Origin of the sequence: Microbacterium telephonicum (genome assembly GCF_003651225.1) — a bacterium.
GTDB classification, from domain to species: Bacteria; Actinomycetota; Actinomycetes; order Actinomycetales; family Microbacteriaceae; genus Microbacterium; species Microbacterium telephonicum.
Map to the genome: position 1 here is coordinate 227,219 of NZ_RCDB01000004.1, position 15,368 is coordinate 242,586.

Sequence of the window (15,368 nt, forward strand, 5' to 3'; positions counted from 1 at the left end):
GATGTCAAGCCCATCGGGCGCGACCGAGCGGGCTCCTAGCGTGCCCCACATGACCGACGAGCGCATCACCGACGACGTGACCATCCCCGGAGTGCCCGCCCCCGAGGCGCCGCCCGTGGCGGAGCCGACCGAGCCGCGCGGTCCCCTCGCGCCGAAACCCGACCAGCGCGGCCCCGAGCCGCACACCCCCACCGGTGCCGCCAGTGCCGACGCGCCGGAGGCCCACGCGCAGCAGGGGGCGTTCCTCACCACCGCGCAGGGCACCCGCCTGCCGACCACCGACCACTCGCTCACAGCGGGGCCGCGTGGCCCGGTGCTGCTGCAGGACCACCACCTGCGCGAGAAGATCATGCACTTCGACCACGAGCGGATCCCGGAGCGCGCCGTGCACGCGCGAGGCGCCGCCGCGCACGGGTACTTCGAGGCCAGCGGTGCCGCCGAGGGCATCACGAAGGCCGCGTTCCTGCGGGCCGGTGAGCGCACCCCCGTCTTCGTGCGGTTCTCCACCGTGCTGGGCTCGCGCGGCTCGGCCGACACCGCGCGCGACACCCGCGGCTTCGCCACGAAGTTCTACACCTCCGAGGGGGTGTACGACCTCGTGGGCAACAACATCCCGGTGTTCTTCATCCAGGACGCCATCAAGTTCCCCGACATCATCCACGCCGGCAAGCCGCATCCCGATCGTGAGATCCCCCAGGCACAGTCCGCGCACGACACGTTCTGGGACTTCGTCTCGCTGCACACCGAGGCGCAGCACCACACCATCTGGAACATGTCCGACCGGGCGCTGCCGCGCTCGTACCGGATGATGCAGGGCTTCGGCGTGCACACCTTCCGGCTCGAGAACACCGCAGGTGAGACGTCGCTCGTGAAGTTCCACTGGCGTCCCAAGCTGGGCACGCACGGCCTGACGTGGGAGGAGGCGCAGTTGCTGGGCGGCAAGGATCCCGACTTCCACCGACGCGACCTCGCCGACGCCATCGAATCGGGTGCCTTCCCGCAGTGGGACCTCGCCGTGCAGGTCATGCCCGACGACCCCACCGAGATGTACGAGGGCATCGACCTGCTGGATCCGACCAAGTTCGTGCCCGAGGAGCTCGTTCCGCTGCAGGTGATCGGCACGATGACCCTCGACGCCAACCCGACCAATTATTTCGCCGAGACCGAGCAGGTCGCCTTCCACCCCGGACACCTCGTGCCCGGCATCGACGTCACCAACGACTCGCTGCTGCAGGGGCGTCTGTTCTCGTACCTCGACACGCAGCTCACCCGGCTCGGCGGCCCGAACTTCGCGCAGCTGCCCATCAACCGGCCCCACACCGACGTCAACGACATGCTGCGCGACGGCATGCACCAGACCGCCGTGCACGGAGGTGTCGCGCCCTATCGGCCGAACTCGCTCGACGGCGGATGCCCGTTCCACGCCGGTGCCGCGGACGGCGCCTTCATCGAGGTGCCCGCCGTGGTCGCGGAATCGACGAAGCAGCGCGGCAAGGCGGCGAGCTTCGACGACCACTTCACGCAGGTGCGGCTGTTCTACCGGTCGCTCACCCCGATCGAGCAGCAGCACGTCGCCGACGCGTACGCGTTCGAACTCGGCAAGTGCTACGAGCAGGCCGTCAAGGAACGTCAGCTCCAGGCGCTCGCGAACATCGACGCGCAGCTGTGCGCGGCGGTGGCCGGCGCGCTCGGCCTCCCTGCGCCGGACGCCGAGATCCAGGTCGCCGAGCTGGAGCCGAGCCCTGCGCTGCGCATGGTCGGTCAAGAGTGGCCCGTCGACGGCCGGGTCGTGGGCATCGTCGCCGATGACGCCACCGACGCCGCCGCGCTCGCGGCCGTGCGTGAGACCCTCGACGCGGCCTCGATCGTCCCGTTGGTCATCGCCCCCCACGGCGGCATGCTCGGGGCGATCCCGGTGCAGCGCACCCCGGCCACGGCGGCCAGCGTCGAGCTCGACGCCGTGATCGTGCTCGCGGCATCCGAAGACCGTCGTGTGCGGCAGCTGCTCGACGAGGCGTATCGGCACGGCAAGGCGATCGGCATCGCCGACGGTGCGAAGACGATGCGGGATGCCGTGGGCGCGACGCCGGACGACCCCGGGATCGTGGGCGGCGACGCCGCGGCGCTCGCCGACGGCATCCTCGCAGCCCTGCCCGCGCACCGCGCGTGGGACCGCCTCGCCGCGGTCGAGGCCGCCGAGAAGGGAGGCGCGGCATGAAGGCGCTGACCTGGCAGGGCCGCCGGTCGGTGAGCGTAGAGGACGTGCCCGACCCCGTCATCGAGCAGCCCACCGACGCGATCGTCAAGATCACCTCGACCGCGATCTGCGGCTCCGACCTGCACCTGTACGAACTGTTCGGGCCCTTCCTCGACGCCGGCGACATCCTCGGCCACGAGGCGATGGGGGCGGTGGTCGAGGTCGGCGACGCCGTCACGCGGCTCTCGGTCGGCGACCGCGTCGTCGTCCCGTTCAACATCGCCTGCGGCGAATGCTTCATGTGCCGTCGCGGCCTGCAGTCGCAGTGCGAGACGACGCAGGTGCACGAGTACGGCAGCGGCGCGGCGCTGTTCGGGTACACCAAGCTCTACGGCCAGGTGCCGGGCGGTCAGGCGGAGTACCTGCGCGTGCCGCTGGCCGATCACAACAGCGTGCCGGTCGGCGGGGAGCTGCCCGACGAGCGCTACCTGTTCCTGAGCGACATCCTTCCCACCGCCTGGCAGGGCGTGCACTACGCGCACGTGCCCGAGGGCGGCACGCTGGCCGTCATGGGCCTCGGCCCCGTCGGCCAGTTCGCCTCGCGGGTGGGCGTGCACCTCGGATACCGCGTGCTCGCCGTCGATCCGGTTGCGGAGCGGCGCGAGATGGCGGCACGGCACGGGGTGGAGACGTACGACCTCACCGACGACATCGTCGCGCAGCTGCGGGACGCGACCGACGGGCGCGGGACGGACTCCGTCGTCGACGCGGTCGGGCTCGAAGCCCACGGCAACCCCGGCGTCGCCTTCGCGCAGCGGGCGATCGGGCTGCTGCCCGACCCGGTCGCGCAGAAGCTCATGGACGCCGCCGCCGTCGACCGGCTTGCGGCACTGCACGCCTCGATCGACACCGTGCGCCGCGGTGGCACGGTGTCGGTCAGCGGCGTGTACGCCGGCGACGCCGACCTGCTGCCGATGAAGACGATGTTCGACAAGCAGATCTCGATGCGCATGGGGCAATGCAACGTGAAGCGGTGGACCGACCTGCTGCTGCCGCTCGTCGAAGACCCGGCGGATCCGCTGGGCGTGGGCGACCTCGTGACCCACCGTGCTCCACTGGCCGACGCGCCGCAGCTCTACGACACGTTCCAGCGCAAGGAGGACGGCTGCATCAAGGTCGTGCTCACGCCCTGACGCGGCGGACGCCGGGGAGGTGGAGCGGTCAGCCCTGCTCCACCTCTCGCACGGCGAAGGCGAGTTCGGTCGCGAGCTCGCGGGCGAGGAAGCCGAGACCGTGCGTCGCCGTCAGCCGGTCGCCGGCGCGGGCGTGTGCCCACAGCCCCCACGCGGCGGCGCGGGCGGCAGGGATGCCGCGCGCGAGGAAGCCGGTGATCGCACCGGCGAGCACATCACCGCTACCGGCGGTCGCGAGGCCCGGTCCGCCGCCCTCGACCTGCAGCGGCGACGCGGTGCCGCCGGTCGGGTCGCCGGGCGCCGTGCCGACGAGCCCATAGGCGGCGACGGTCGCCTCGAAACGCGCCGCGACATCGACGACCGCCGGGGAGAGGTCGTTCCTGTCGAGGTCGGCGCGGGAGAGGATCTCTAGCTCGTCCTCATTCGGAGTGAGCAGGAGCTCGCCGGGAAGCCGATCGCGTGCGATACCCGGTAGCACGGCCAGGGCGTACGCGTCGAGCACGAGTCGCTGCGGCGCGCACGCCAGCACAGCGTCGAGCGTCGCGCGGGTCTGCGGCACGTCGTCGAAGCCCGGCCCCACGAGCACCGCGCCCGCGCCGGCCACGACCTCGGCGGCGGCGCCGGTGAGGGGAGCCGCCGGGTCGTCGGGCAGCGCCAGCACCGCGGCCTCCGGCAGGTGCGCGCCGAGCTGCTCCTCGACCGAGCCGGGCACGAGCACCGCGACCCGGCCCGCCCCGACGCGCATGGCCGCCTCGAACGCGAGGATCACCGCGCCGGGGGTGCGCCGAGACGCGCCGACGATGACGGCGTCGCCGCGCGACTGCTTCGTGCGCCCCGGCTCCGGCAGGCCCCACCGCCGCAGCGTGCCGACATCCACCCGCCGGTCCCGGCTCGCGGCCTCCGACTCACTCGGGCTGGACATCGGGGCTCCCGGGGTGGACGGTGACGTCGGCGCCCTCCTGGCGCAGGTGCGACACGTCCGAGAAGGCGACGAGTTCCCAGCCGGTGCCGCCCCGGCGCACGTGCGTCACCGACGCGTTGAGCACCGTGTTCGCGGCGGCGAACTCGAGCAGCTCGGACTCGTTCATCGCCGTCAGCAGCGACACGATCAGCATCACGACCGCGTCGTGCGCGACCACGAGACCGCCGCCGTCGGCGGCCGGCAGCGCATCGGCGAGGAACGACCGCAGGCGCAGCCGCACGTCGACCCACGACTCGCCGCCCGGTGGGCGGTGATAGTACTTGCCGAGGCGGGCGCGCCGCTCCGCCTCGCCCGGATGCAGCCGCTCGACGCCGCGCCGGGTCAGCAGGTCGAGCACGCCGAGCTCGCGGTCGCGCAGGCGTTCGTCGGTGAGGGGCACCAGCGCCATCCCGGATTCGTCCATCGCGAGTGACAGCGTCTGCTGGGCGCGCAGGTACGGCGAGACCCACGCGGTGCCGATGCGCGCGCCGTTCTCACCGAGCCATGAGCCGAACGCGCGCGCCTGCTCGGCGCCCGTGATCGACAGCGGCACATCGGCGTCGCGCTCCTCGAGGGCGATGACGTCGAGTCCGTCGCGTTCGGCCGCCGTCGCCGCGACGTTGCCGATGCTCTCGCCGTGCCGGGTGAGCCAGAGATCCGTGATCATCATTTCTCCGAGGGTCGGGGCGTCGCGCCGGCGTCGGACGGGCGGAACCGCCATCCGGTGACGTCGGTGATGTCGGTGCCGTGCGCGCGGGTGTGGGCGAGGGCGGCCCGGCGCCGCTCCCGCAGGTCGGCGATCAGCGCCGAGTACCGGTCGTGGCCCTGCGGCATCCGCTCGAGTGCGTCGACGGCGAGCGCGTACCGATCGAGGTCGTTCATCATCAGCATGTCGAACGGGGTGGTCGTCGTGCCGCGCTCGCGGTAGCCGTGCACGTGGAGGTCGTCGTGGGCGCGCCGCCGGTAGGTGAGCCGGTGGATCGTCCACGGGTAGCCGTGGAAGGCGAACACGACCGGCGTTCCGGGCGGGAACAGCGCGTCGAAGTCGTCGTCGGGCAGGCCGTGCGGATGCTGCTCGGGCGTGCTGAGCCGTCCGAGGTCGACGACGTTGACGACGCGCACCGCGACCTCGGGCGCGTGATCGCGCAGCAGCTGTGCGGCGGCGATCGCCTCGACGGTGGGCACATCGCCGGCGGCGGCGAGCACGACGTCGGGGGCGCGGTCGCCGCCGCTTCCCGCCCAGTCGAGCGCGCCCAGACCGCGCGCGCAGTGCGCCGACGCCGTCTCGAGGTCGAGCCACTGCGGGGCGGGTTGCTTGCCGGCGACGACGACGTTGATGCGGTCGGTGCCGCGCAGGCAGTGCGCCATCGTCACGAGCAGCGTGTTCGCGTCGAACGGAAGGTAGGTGCGCACGATGTCGGCGCTCTTGTCGAGGACGACGTCGAGGAACCCGGGGTCCTGGTGCGTGAAGCCGTTGTGGTCCTGCTGCCAGACGTGGCTGGACAGCAGATAGGTGAAACTGGAGATCGGTGCGCGCCAGTCGACGTCCGCCGCCGATTCGAGCCACTTCGCATGCTGGTTGAACATCGAGTCGACGATGTGCACGAACGCCTCGTACGACGTGAAGACACCGTGGCGCCCGGTGAGCAGGTACCCTTCGAGCCAGCCCTGGCACTGGTGCTCGCTGAGCACCTCCATGACGCGGCCGGCGCGGGCCAGGTGCTCGTCGAGGGGGGAGCGGTCCGCGGCCCACTGCTTGTCGGTCGCCGCGTAGACGGCCGGCGCGAGCCGGTTCGACGCGGTCTCGTCGGGCCCGAACAGGCGGAAGGTGGTCGGATTGGCGCGGATGACCTCGGCGAGCCAGTCGCCCAGCGTCGCCATCGCCCCGGCGTCCTCGGCCCCCGGCGTCTCGACCGGCACGGCGAACGATCCGACGGCGGGCAGCGCGAGGTCCTCGCGACGCCCGCCGTTCGCATCGGGAGTCGCCGACAGGCGCCGGTCGCCGTCGGGGACGAGGGCGCGGAGGGTGTCGACGGGGCGGCCGTCGGCGTCGAAGAGCTCGTCGGGGCGGTAGGACCGCATCCATCGTTCGAGCACGTCGCGGTGGTCGGCGTTCTCTCGCACGTCGTCGACCGGCACCTGGTGCGCCCGCCACGTGCCCTCGACCGGGTCGCCGTCGACCGTGTCGGGACCCCGCCATCCCTTCGGGGAGCGCAGCACGATCATCGGCCACACCGGACGTGCGTCGTCGCCCTCGGATGCCGCGCGGCGGATCTCGGCGATGCGGTCGAGAGCGTGGTCGAGAGCGGCCGCGAACCGGCGGTGCGCGACGCGCGGGTCGTCCCCCTTCTCGACGTCGACCAGCAGCGGCTCGTGGCCGTAGCCGCGCAGCAGGCTGAGGAGCTCGTCGTCGGGGATGCGGGCGAGCACGGTGGGGTTCGCGATCTTCCAGCCGTTGAGATGGAGGATCGGCAGCACCGTGCCGTCGGTGACGGGGTTGAGGAACTTGTTGCCGTGCCACGCCGTCGCCAACGGTCCGGTCTCGGCCTCGCCGTCGCCGATGACGCAGAACACGGTGAGGTCGGGGTTGTCGAACGCGGCCCCGTACGCGTGGCTCAACGAGTAACCGAGCTCACCGCCCTCGTGGATCGAGCCGGGCGTCTCGGGGGCGGCATGCGAGGGGATGCCGCCGGGGAACGAGAACTGCCGGAACAGCCGCGCCATGCCGTCGGCATCCTGCGTGATCTCGGGATAGCGCTCGGAGTACGTGCCGTCGAGCCAGGCCCCGGCGACCATCGCGGGTCCGCCGTGACCCGGCCCCGCGATGTAGAGGGCGCGCAGGTCGCGCTCTCGGATGGCGCGGTTCGCGTGCGCGTAGACGAGGTTCAGTCCCGGCACGGTGCCGAAATGGCCGAGCAGCCGCGCCTTGACGTGCTCCGGTGCGAGTGGTCTCAACAGCAGCGGGTTCTCGAGCAGATAGAGCTGGCCGACGCTGAGATAGTCGGCGGCGCGGCACCAGGCATCCAATGCGTCGAGGGTGTCGTCGTCGAGGGCGTCGTGGTCGAGTCTGGGCGTCGCGGCCATGCCCCCATGCTCGCCCGTCCGCATCCGCCGATCACGGGGCTTGCGGTGAGCCGCCTCGCGGGTTAGCGGGATGTCAACCCCCGCGGTCGCGCGGATGATGCGGCCTAGCCTGCCCGCACGTGCGACGACGCACGGGGACACAGGAGAGGAACGATCATGAGCGATCCCATCACCCCCGACGAGGCGCCCGGCGAGACGCCGTCGGCGGACGACCCGGGCGAGCGCAAGCCCGGCGGGCTCGGCCCCGACGGCACGATCCCGCCCGACGAGGACGGCGTCGCGGCCGGTCACACGGGGGAGCCTTCGACGTTCGAACCCGAGGAGGACGAAGGCCGCGGCTGAGCGCCGCCGTCAGAGCCCTTTGCCGCCGGTCACCGGCAGCACCGCGCCCGAGACGTAGGTCGCGGCATCCGATGCGAGGTACACATAGGCGCCGGCGAGTTCGGCCGGCTGACCCGCCCGACCCAGCGGCGTGTCCTGGCCGAACTGTGCCAGCCGGTCGGCGTCCCAGCCGGTGGCGGGGATCAGCGGCGTCCAGATCGGGCCCGGCGCGACCGCGTTGACGCGGATGCCTCGGGGGCCGAGCTCTTCGGCGAGCGCCTTCACGAACGCGACCTGCGCCGCCTTCGTCATCGCATAGTCGATGAGGCCCGGCGAAGGCTGGAACGCCTGGATCGACGAGGTGACGATGATGCTCGCCCCGGGCTGCATCAGCGGGATCGCCGCCCGGGCGGTGTAGATCATGCCGTAGAGGTTCGTGCGGAACACGCGGTCGAACTCGTCGTCGGCGAGGGTCTCGAGGCCCTCACGATCCTTCTGGTACGCCGCGTTCAGCACGAGCACGTCGAGGCCGCCCCACTCCTCGGCCGTGCGGGTGGCGATGGATGCGGCGAATTCGGGGTCGCGGACATCTCCCGCGAACGACAGTGCGGAGCGGCCGGCGTCGCGCACGAGCTCGACGGCGCTGTCAGCATCCGCCTGCTCTTCGGGCAGGTGCGCGATCGCCACGTCGGCGCCCTCCCGCGCGAAGGCGATCGCGACGGCACGGCCGATGCCGGAGTCGCCGCCCGTGATGAGAGTGCGGCGCCCGACGAGACGGTCGGAGCCGCGGTAGTCGGATTCGCCGTGGTCGGGCGTCGGGGTGGTGCGGCCGGTGAGTCCCGGCTGCGGCTGCTCCTGCGCAGGAAAGTCGTCGTCGGGGTGCGCGTTGCGCGGGTCGGTGGGTTCGTGCGCAGCCATCACAGGTCCTCCAGGGCGAGGTCGCCCTGCCCGTCGTCGCCGAGCTCGGCCTCGACGGGCGACTCCCCCTGCGTCTCGGGCTGGGCATGTCCCGCGGGCAGATCGGCGGCGGGGATGTCGTCCTCGTCGGACGGAATCTCGTCGGGATCGGCGCCGGTCGCGGTCGCGGTACCGAGCACCGCGGGGTCGACTCCCGCCTCGACCGCATCGGTGCGCTCCCACTCACGCTGGGCGGCGTCGTCGTCGGAGGTGATCGAGCTGTCCCGGTCGCCCAGCGGCTGCGCCGCGGGGTCGGTGGATGCCGGACGGTCGATGTCGTCGTTGAAGCTGTTGTCGCTCATGGTTCCACGCTGGATGCCCCCGAGCCTCACCGGGAGGGGCTTGCATCCGGCGCCGTCGGCAGGTAGCCCGGGCGGGCACGGGTCTGCTGTCAAGCCCCCGGGGGCGCGCACCGGCCGATCGTACGGTCGGGACTCGACGGAAGGGAATGATCATGAGCGATGGGACCACGGGCCGGGGCCGAGCGGCCGACCCGATCCCCGCGGGCGGAGCAGGAGCCGACAGCGGCGAGGTGGCGCTCGTCGCGATGCTCGCGGATCGCGGCCCTGGTGCTGCTGATCGTGATCGCCGTCGTCGCCTGGGCGGCCTGAGCGTTCGGGACCGTGGGCGGTCAGCTGCCGTCGCGCACGGCGCGGGCGAACGCCGTCACGTTCTCGGTCAGCTGCTCGATGCGGCGGTCGCGCGCGGCCTCCCGGTCGTAGCCGAGGTAGGCCGACGGCGGGAGCTTGCGCACATTCGCCGAGCACTCGAAGTTCTCGCAGACGAGCACGCCGACCGTGTCGCCGCGACGGCCCGCGTCGCCGGCGCGCTTGGCGGTGTAGAGCACGACGTCGTTGGGCAGCTGCACGTCGGCGCACCACGAGCACTGGGCGCGGTTGCGCGGCTTCGCATCCGCCCGTCGCAGCAGCAGCGACGCCGGGGCACCGTCGAGTTCGACGCTGACGTAGGCCACCTGCGGCAGCTTGCGGTCGTGCCAGCCGAGATAGTCCAGCGCGTCCCAGGGCGTCTGGTCGAGGGCGTCGGGCAGCAGCAGCGTCTTGCGCTCGCGGAGGCTGGCGTTGAGGAAGGAGGCGCGGATGTCGGCCTCGGAGAACGGTCGCATGAAGGGTCCTGTCGTGAGGATGCGGCGGAGCCGCGGGTGAGGTGCGTCGAAGACGCGGGTGAGGGTGCGTCGAAGACGCATGTCAGAGGGGGCGGATGCCGCCGACCTCAGCCTCTGCCGCCGGCGGATGCGCCGACGACCTCCTCACTGCCCCTGTGGGGCCCGACCGTGTTCACCCCTCCACTGTATGTCCGCCGGCTGTGCGCGCGCCGGGTGGGTCACAGGGGGCACGGGAAAGGCCGGTGCGGCGCCGCGGCGCGCGCACCGGCCTCTTGCCGGAGGAGTGGTGTCAGCCGATGGCGACGGCCAGCTCGTTGGGCGTGTGGTCGAGCTCGACCGACGCGAGGACCTCGCCGGTGGTGAGGTCGACGGCGTGCACGCTGTTCGCGGCGGGCTCGGTGACGTACGCGATGTCGCCGTTCACCTTGATCGCCGGGTGCGCGTCCTGCCACTCGGCCGGTCCCTCCCAGGCGCCGATCACGGGGTAGGTGTCGGTGATGTCGCCGGTCTCGGGGGCGAGCACGTGGATCTGCCCGTCGGTCGACAGGATGTAGGCGAGGTCGCCGGGGCCGCGCGCGATGTCGCGGAACGTGTAGCGCACCTCGTCGGGCAGCGCGACGACCTCGTAGGTCTTCGCCGCCGTGTCGATCAGCGCGACCGCGTCGAGCAGGTAGCCCTCGGCGTCGGGGTCGTTCTTGTAGTCGCCGACGACGATCGGGCTGGTCTCGGAGACGAAGGCGTTGCCCATGCGGCCGTATGTGTCGGGCGCCGTCAGCTTGGTGAACGCGCCGTCGTCGAACAGCAGCGCGCCGTTCTCGCAGCCGAAGATGACGGCCTCGCCCTCGGCGGTGCCTTCGCCGTGGATGCCGGGGCACTCGGCGCTGGAGGCGGCCTCGTCCCAGTGGTCGTCGTGGGGGTGCAGTGCGACGGCGCCGGTGCGGCCGGTGTCGTCGCCGACCGTCGTGACGAGGGTGCCGTCTTCGAGCACGATCGAGACGCCGTGGTGGGCGGCATCCGAGGTGTAGGTCGTGCCCTCGGGCAGGGTGTCGTAGCCGCCGTCGAACGCGTCGGTGTCGAGGATCGTGGTCGTGCCTGTGCCGTCGTCGAAGAGCACGGTCTTGCCGTGGTGGATCACGACGTGCCCCGGGGTGGTGGCGTCGAAGACGAGGTCGGTGAGCGCGGGCTCGGCGGTGTCGAGCATCTGGAAGCCGGTCGAGGTCGTCACCGCGATCGTGCGGCCGTCGCCGAACGCGTTGAGGCGGGTGAACTCCTCGGAGTCGAACTCGTCGACGACCTCGAGCGTGTCGGCGTCGAGCACCGCGATGCCGCCCGGGTACGAGACGGCGACGCGTCCCTCGGCGGTCGCCGGAGCGGATGCCGTCGCGTCGCCGGACGGGGCGGCGCCGGCGTCGCCGGTGCCGGCGCAGGCGGTGGCCAGCAGCGAGAGCCCGGCCAGGCCCGCCGCCACCGCGGTCAGTCGCATGTGTCGTTTCATGGTTTCCCTTTCATGTGCGCCGGTGCGGCGCGGTCGTGGGCTCAGCGGCCCAGGCCTCGGGCGATGCGCTGCGTGTTCTCGCGCATCATCGTCAGGTAGGTGTCGGCTCCCCCGCCGGGCTCGGTGAGGGATTCGGTGAACAGCTCGATGACGTCGACGTCGATGCCGACCTCGCTCGCGAGCACCTGCACCAGCCGGTCGGGCTGGGAGGACTCGGCGAAGATCGCGGGGACACCGGCGCTCTCGATGGCGGATGCCAGCTCGCGCAGGTCGGCCGCGCTCGGGGCGGCGAGGGTCGTGCCGCCCGGGACGACGGCGCCGATGAGACGGAAGTCGAAGCGGTCGGCGAGGTATCCGAAGACGTGATGGTTGGTCACCAGCGCGCGCCGGTCGGCGGGGATGGCGGCGAAGGCCTGCTCCATCTCGGAATCGAGCGCGTCGAGGTCGGCGCGGTAGGCGGCGGCGTTCGCGGCGACCGCGTCGGCGTCGATCCCGTCGACCTGCGTCAACGCGTCTTCGATCGCGTCGACGACGTCGCGCATCCGGGCCGGGTCGGTCCAGAAGTGCGGGTCGTCGGCGCCGTCGGCGTCGTCGGACGTGTAGGCCAGCACGTCCAGGTGCTCGCCGGCCACCACGGCGGCGACTCCGGCATCCGCGGCGCGATCGAGGTGCTGCTGCAGGCCCTCTTCGAGCCCGAGACCGTTGGAGACGAGCAGGTCGGCCGAGTCCATGAGGGCGGCTTCCTGCGCGGAGATCTCGAACGAGTGCGGGTCGGCACTGGGCTTCATGAGTGTCGTCACGTGCGCCTCGACGCCGGCGATCTGCCGCGTGACGTCGCCGAGGATGTTCGTCGTGACCACGACCTGCGGCTCGGCGGAGCCCGCATCGGATGCTGCGCAGCCGGTGAGGACGAGGGCGAGGAGAACGGCGCCGGCCGTGGCGGTGCGGACGAGACGGCGCATCATCGGCCGACCTCCGCGAGGAACTGCGGAGCCGTGGGCGTGTGCACGGTGCGGGCGATACGGGCGCCGTCGGCGTAGTCGAGCTCGAGCACGACGCCGGCGGCCGGGTCGTTGAGGTAGGCGCGCTGGCCGTCGACCGTGAGCGACACCGCATCCGTCACGCTGCCCACGAGGGGCTCGGTGACGGCGAGTTCGGCGCCGGTGTCGGGCGAGGTGCCGGCGGCGAAGACGCGCACGCGGCCGTCGGCGTCGAGGGCGACGACGTGTCCGTCGGCGTCGTCGACGGCCACGGCACGCACCAGCGGAGCGGGGCTGGAGACGACCTGCCAGGCGCGCTCGCGGGTGTCGAGCAGCCAGAGCGCGCCGCCCTCGGTGAGGCCCGCGACCGTGGGACGTCCCTTGCGTCCGTCGAAGGACGTCGCCTGCTCGACGGGGGTGTCGGTGGGGGAGGCGATCTGCTCGAAGACGGGAGCGTCGCCTTCCCAGGTCGCGAGCACGGCGCCGTCGGCGCACCCGACCGCGAGCCCGACCACGGTCGTGACCGCGCCTGATGCCGCCGCACACGGAACCGTCGCGTCGGTCGGCTCGCCGGTCGCGTCGTGGAACACGAGCCGCTCGCCGATCGAGACGAGCGCGCCGTCGTCGAGCGGCGCGATGACGCCGGGGCCGGCATCCGTCTGCACCCGGAAGCGTTCGACGATCTCACCGCCGGCCAGGGCGTCGTTGTCGAGGAGTACTGCCTCACCGGAATCGGCGAAGCGGATGCCGGTCGACCCGGCGGTCGAGAGCATGCCCCACGTGACCGTGGCGGCGCCGTCTCCCGGGACCGAGCCGACGAGTCGCGGGCCGGCGAGGTAGTAGTGGAAGTGGTCGCCGTGGTTCCAGCTCCACCGACCGGAATCGACGATCTCGACCCCGTCGGCGGTGCCGACGAAGGCGAAGCGGCCGTCGGTCGCGAGGCTCGTGGGGGTCGCCGTGCTGCCGAGCGTGGTGGCATCGCCGGACAGCAGATCGAGCAGCCCGACCTCGCCGGCGGTGTCGACGGACACGAGTGCGAGCGGCGGCTCGGCGACCTCCTCGGCTCCTGCCACGGCGCCGTGGCCCGCGCCGGTCGCGTCGGCCGACGCGATGGCCGGCGGGGGAGTGCTCTGACCCGCGCTCTGACCCGCGCACGCGGTGAGGCCTGCCGTCAGCCCGAGGGTGGTGATGAGAGCGGGCACGAGGAGGGGGCGGCGGAGCGGGCGGCGGGGCATGGGGACCTTTTTCGGGGCGTCACCGCTGTGACGCGAGCGCAGGGGCGGCGGCGACCGCGTGTGCGGCGCCGTCGCGGGTGGAACGGGAGCTGAGCGCGCGGACTGCGGCCGAGAGGGCCGCCAGCGCGATCGCGGTGCCGGCGATCGAGGCGCCCGCCGCCGTGCCGAAGTGCCACGAGACGAGCAATCCGACCGACACGGCGAGCACGCCGACCGCGGCGGCGCAGGCCATCGTCGTGGGGATGCGGGTCGTCCAGGCGCGGGCGGCGACGGTGGGAGCCAGCAGCAGCCCCACGACCAGGAGCGTGCCGACCGCTTGGAAGGAGGCGACCACCGCGAGGGCGACCAGGCCGACGAGGGCGATGTGGGCGCGCTGCGGGCGCAGCCCGAGGGTCTGCGCGATGCGGGTGTCGAACGCCGCGGCGACGAACGCGCGATGGAACCCGGCGCAGACGCCTAGCGTGACGGCGAGCGCAATCGCGAGCACGACGATGTCGTCGCTGCGGATCGCGAGGATGTCACCGAACAGCAACGCGGTGGCATCGGTCGCGAAGCTGCGCGAGTGCGACACGATGATGACGCCGATCGAGAGCATCGCGACGAAAAGCAGGCCGATGCTGGTGTCGTACGACAGCCTGCCGCGGCGCTGCAGCGCGCCGATCGCGGCGCTCATCGCGACCGCGCTGACGGCGCCGCCGACGAGCACCGGCAGGCCGAGCACCGTGGCGAGCGCGACGCCCGGCAGCATCCCGTGGCCGATCGCCTCGCCGAGGAAGGCCATGCCGCGGATGACGACCCACGTACCCACGACGCCGCAGATGACGGCCACGAGTGAACCGCCGACGACGGCGCGGAGGAAGAACTCCGTGGCGAAGGGATCGAGGAGGGACACGAGGACACAGGCTACATGGAAATGAGAACGATTTTCATTAACTATGATGGCGCGCGTGCCGTCCTCGTCCTTTGCGCTCCGAACCCGTGACCTCTGCTTCGCCTACGGTGCGGTCGACGTGCTGCACGACGTGAGCGTGACCCTGCGTTTCGGTGAGGTCGCGGCGATCGCCGGCCCCAACGGCTCGGGCAAGTCGACGCTCGTGGAGCTGATGGCGGGAGTGCGACGTCCTCGTCGGGGTGCGGTCGAGCGCCACGGCGATCTCGCGCTCGTCGTGCAGCGTCCTGTCGCGCCCGCCGAGTTGCCCGTCACCGCGGCCGACGTCGTCGCGATGGGCACGTGGAAGAAGGGGGTGCGGATGTCGCGCCTCGCCGCGCGTGAGGCCGTCGCCGAGGCGCTCGAGCGGGTCGGGATGACGGCGTTCGCCCTCCGGCCGCTGACCGACCTGTCGGGTGGGCAGCGGCAGCGGGTGCTGGTCGCGCAGGGAATCGTGCGGCGTCCCGACATCCTGCTGCTCGACGAGCCGGCCGCGGGTCTCGACAGTGAGAGCGTCGCGCGTACCCAGCGGATCCTGGCGGAGGAGGCCGCGCGCGGCGCCGCCGTCGCCTGCGTCTCGCACGACGACGCCGCGATCGCCGCCGCCGACCGCGTCATCCGCCTCGCCCACGGCATCCTCGCGGCGTGACTCCCGGTCGTTGAGCGAGGAGCACCGCGACGAGTCGAAACGCCCCGGGCCAGCGGTGATGGTGGTGCGAGTGCTCTCGCCTAGCGGCTCCCTCTCCCGGTGGTTGAGTAGCGCGCGCAGCGCGCGTATCGAAACCCCCGAACTCGGCATCGGCTGCTGGCACCCGACGCCCTCGAGTTCTCCACAACCCTCTCGGACTTTCGAATCAATCTCCGAGGCCAGTGGGAGAATCAGGGCATGTCGAC

Annotated in this window: 14 protein-coding genes; 4 read left to right on the forward strand and 10 right to left on the reverse strand. The window is 72.3% G+C overall.

Annotated elements, in window-relative coordinates; translation table 11 throughout:
* Positions 1–49 precede the first annotated feature (49 nt).
* Together C7474_RS14535 and C7474_RS14540 are read left to right on the forward strand one after the other, a co-directional pair.
* The gene (locus C7474_RS14535) at positions 50–2,218 is read left to right on the forward strand and encodes a catalase (protein ID WP_121061163.1); all 2,169 of its coding nucleotides are present in this window, start codon (positions 50–52) and stop codon (positions 2,216–2,218) included.
* Entirely contained in the window at positions 2,215–3,390 is a 1,176-nt protein-coding gene (locus C7474_RS14540; RefSeq protein ID WP_121061165.1) for an alcohol dehydrogenase catalytic domain-containing protein, read from the forward strand. The genes C7474_RS14535 and C7474_RS14540 overlap by 4 nt, the downstream gene beginning before the upstream one ends.
* Positions 3,391–3,418: 28 nt before the next feature.
* Here the strand turns inward: C7474_RS14540 and C7474_RS14545 are convergent, their stop codons facing one another.
* The 3 genes from C7474_RS14545 to C7474_RS14555 are packed head-to-tail and all read right to left on the reverse strand — an operon-like array spanning position 3,419 to position 7,435.
* A complete protein-coding gene (locus C7474_RS14545; RefSeq protein ID WP_121061168.1) occupies positions 3,419–4,312 on the reverse strand; it encodes an ADP-dependent NAD(P)H-hydrate dehydratase in 894 nt (297 codons plus the stop codon).
* Positions 4,296–5,021 (reverse strand): histidine phosphatase family protein, encoded by a 726-nt coding sequence (locus tag C7474_RS14550; RefSeq protein ID WP_121061170.1) that lies wholly within the window; start codon positions 5,019–5,021, stop codon positions 4,296–4,298. The genes C7474_RS14545 and C7474_RS14550 overlap by 17 nt, the downstream gene beginning before the upstream one ends.
* On the reverse strand, positions 5,018–7,435 hold the full coding sequence (locus tag C7474_RS14555; protein ID WP_121061172.1) for a phosphoketolase family protein: 2,418 nt from the start codon (positions 7,433–7,435) through the stop codon (positions 5,018–5,020). The genes C7474_RS14550 and C7474_RS14555 overlap by 4 nt, the downstream gene beginning before the upstream one ends.
* Before the next feature lie 156 nt (positions 7,436–7,591).
* On the opposite strand from C7474_RS14555, the gene C7474_RS14560 reads away from it, so the two are divergent.
* Positions 7,592–7,777 carry a hypothetical protein gene (locus C7474_RS14560; protein ID WP_121061174.1) on the forward strand — a complete coding sequence of 62 codons (186 nt, stop codon included), beginning with the start codon at positions 7,592–7,594 and terminating at the stop codon, positions 7,775–7,777.
* Positions 7,778–7,786: 9 nt separating this feature from the next.
* Here the strand turns inward: C7474_RS14560 and C7474_RS14565 are convergent, their stop codons facing one another.
* From C7474_RS14565 to aztB, 7 genes are all read right to left on the reverse strand, one after another.
* Complete coding sequence (locus C7474_RS14565) at positions 7,787–8,674, reverse strand: SDR family oxidoreductase (RefSeq protein WP_121061176.1); 888 nt, start codon at positions 8,672–8,674, stop codon at positions 7,787–7,789.
* Complete coding sequence (locus tag C7474_RS14570) at positions 8,674–9,015, reverse strand: sugar ABC transporter ATPase (RefSeq protein WP_121061178.1); 342 nt, start codon at positions 9,013–9,015, stop codon at positions 8,674–8,676. Before C7474_RS14570 ends, C7474_RS14565 begins: the two co-directional genes overlap by 1 nt.
* A gap of 329 nt (positions 9,016–9,344) precedes the next feature.
* Complete coding sequence (locus tag C7474_RS14575) at positions 9,345–9,836, reverse strand: FBP domain-containing protein (protein ID WP_121061241.1); 492 nt, start codon at positions 9,834–9,836, stop codon at positions 9,345–9,347.
* 289 nt (positions 9,837–10,125) lie between these two features.
* A complete protein-coding gene (aztD, locus tag C7474_RS14580; protein ID WP_241965284.1) occupies positions 10,126–11,319 on the reverse strand; it encodes a zinc metallochaperone AztD in 1,194 nt (397 codons plus the stop codon).
* A gap of 53 nt (positions 11,320–11,372) precedes the next feature.
* Positions 11,373–12,293 carry a zinc ABC transporter substrate-binding protein AztC gene (gene aztC / locus C7474_RS14585; RefSeq protein ID WP_121061243.1) on the reverse strand — a complete coding sequence of 307 codons (921 nt, stop codon included), beginning with the start codon at positions 12,291–12,293 and terminating at the stop codon, positions 11,373–11,375.
* Positions 12,293–13,546, reverse strand: a complete 1,254-nt coding sequence (locus C7474_RS14590; RefSeq protein ID WP_121061183.1) for an ABC transporter — start codon at positions 13,544–13,546, stop codon at positions 12,293–12,295. The genes aztC and C7474_RS14590 overlap by 1 nt, the downstream gene beginning before the upstream one ends.
* Positions 13,547–13,565: 19 nt before the next feature.
* Positions 13,566–14,438 (reverse strand): zinc ABC transporter permease AztB, encoded by an 873-nt coding sequence (gene aztB, locus C7474_RS14595; RefSeq protein ID WP_121061186.1) that lies wholly within the window; start codon positions 14,436–14,438, stop codon positions 13,566–13,568.
* Between the two features lie 55 nt (positions 14,439–14,493).
* Between aztB and C7474_RS14600 the strand changes: the two genes are divergently transcribed.
* Complete coding sequence (locus C7474_RS14600) at positions 14,494–15,123, forward strand: metal ABC transporter ATP-binding protein (protein ID WP_241965285.1); 630 nt, start codon at positions 14,494–14,496, stop codon at positions 15,121–15,123.
* The last annotated feature ends 245 nt before the right edge of the window (positions 15,124–15,368 follow it).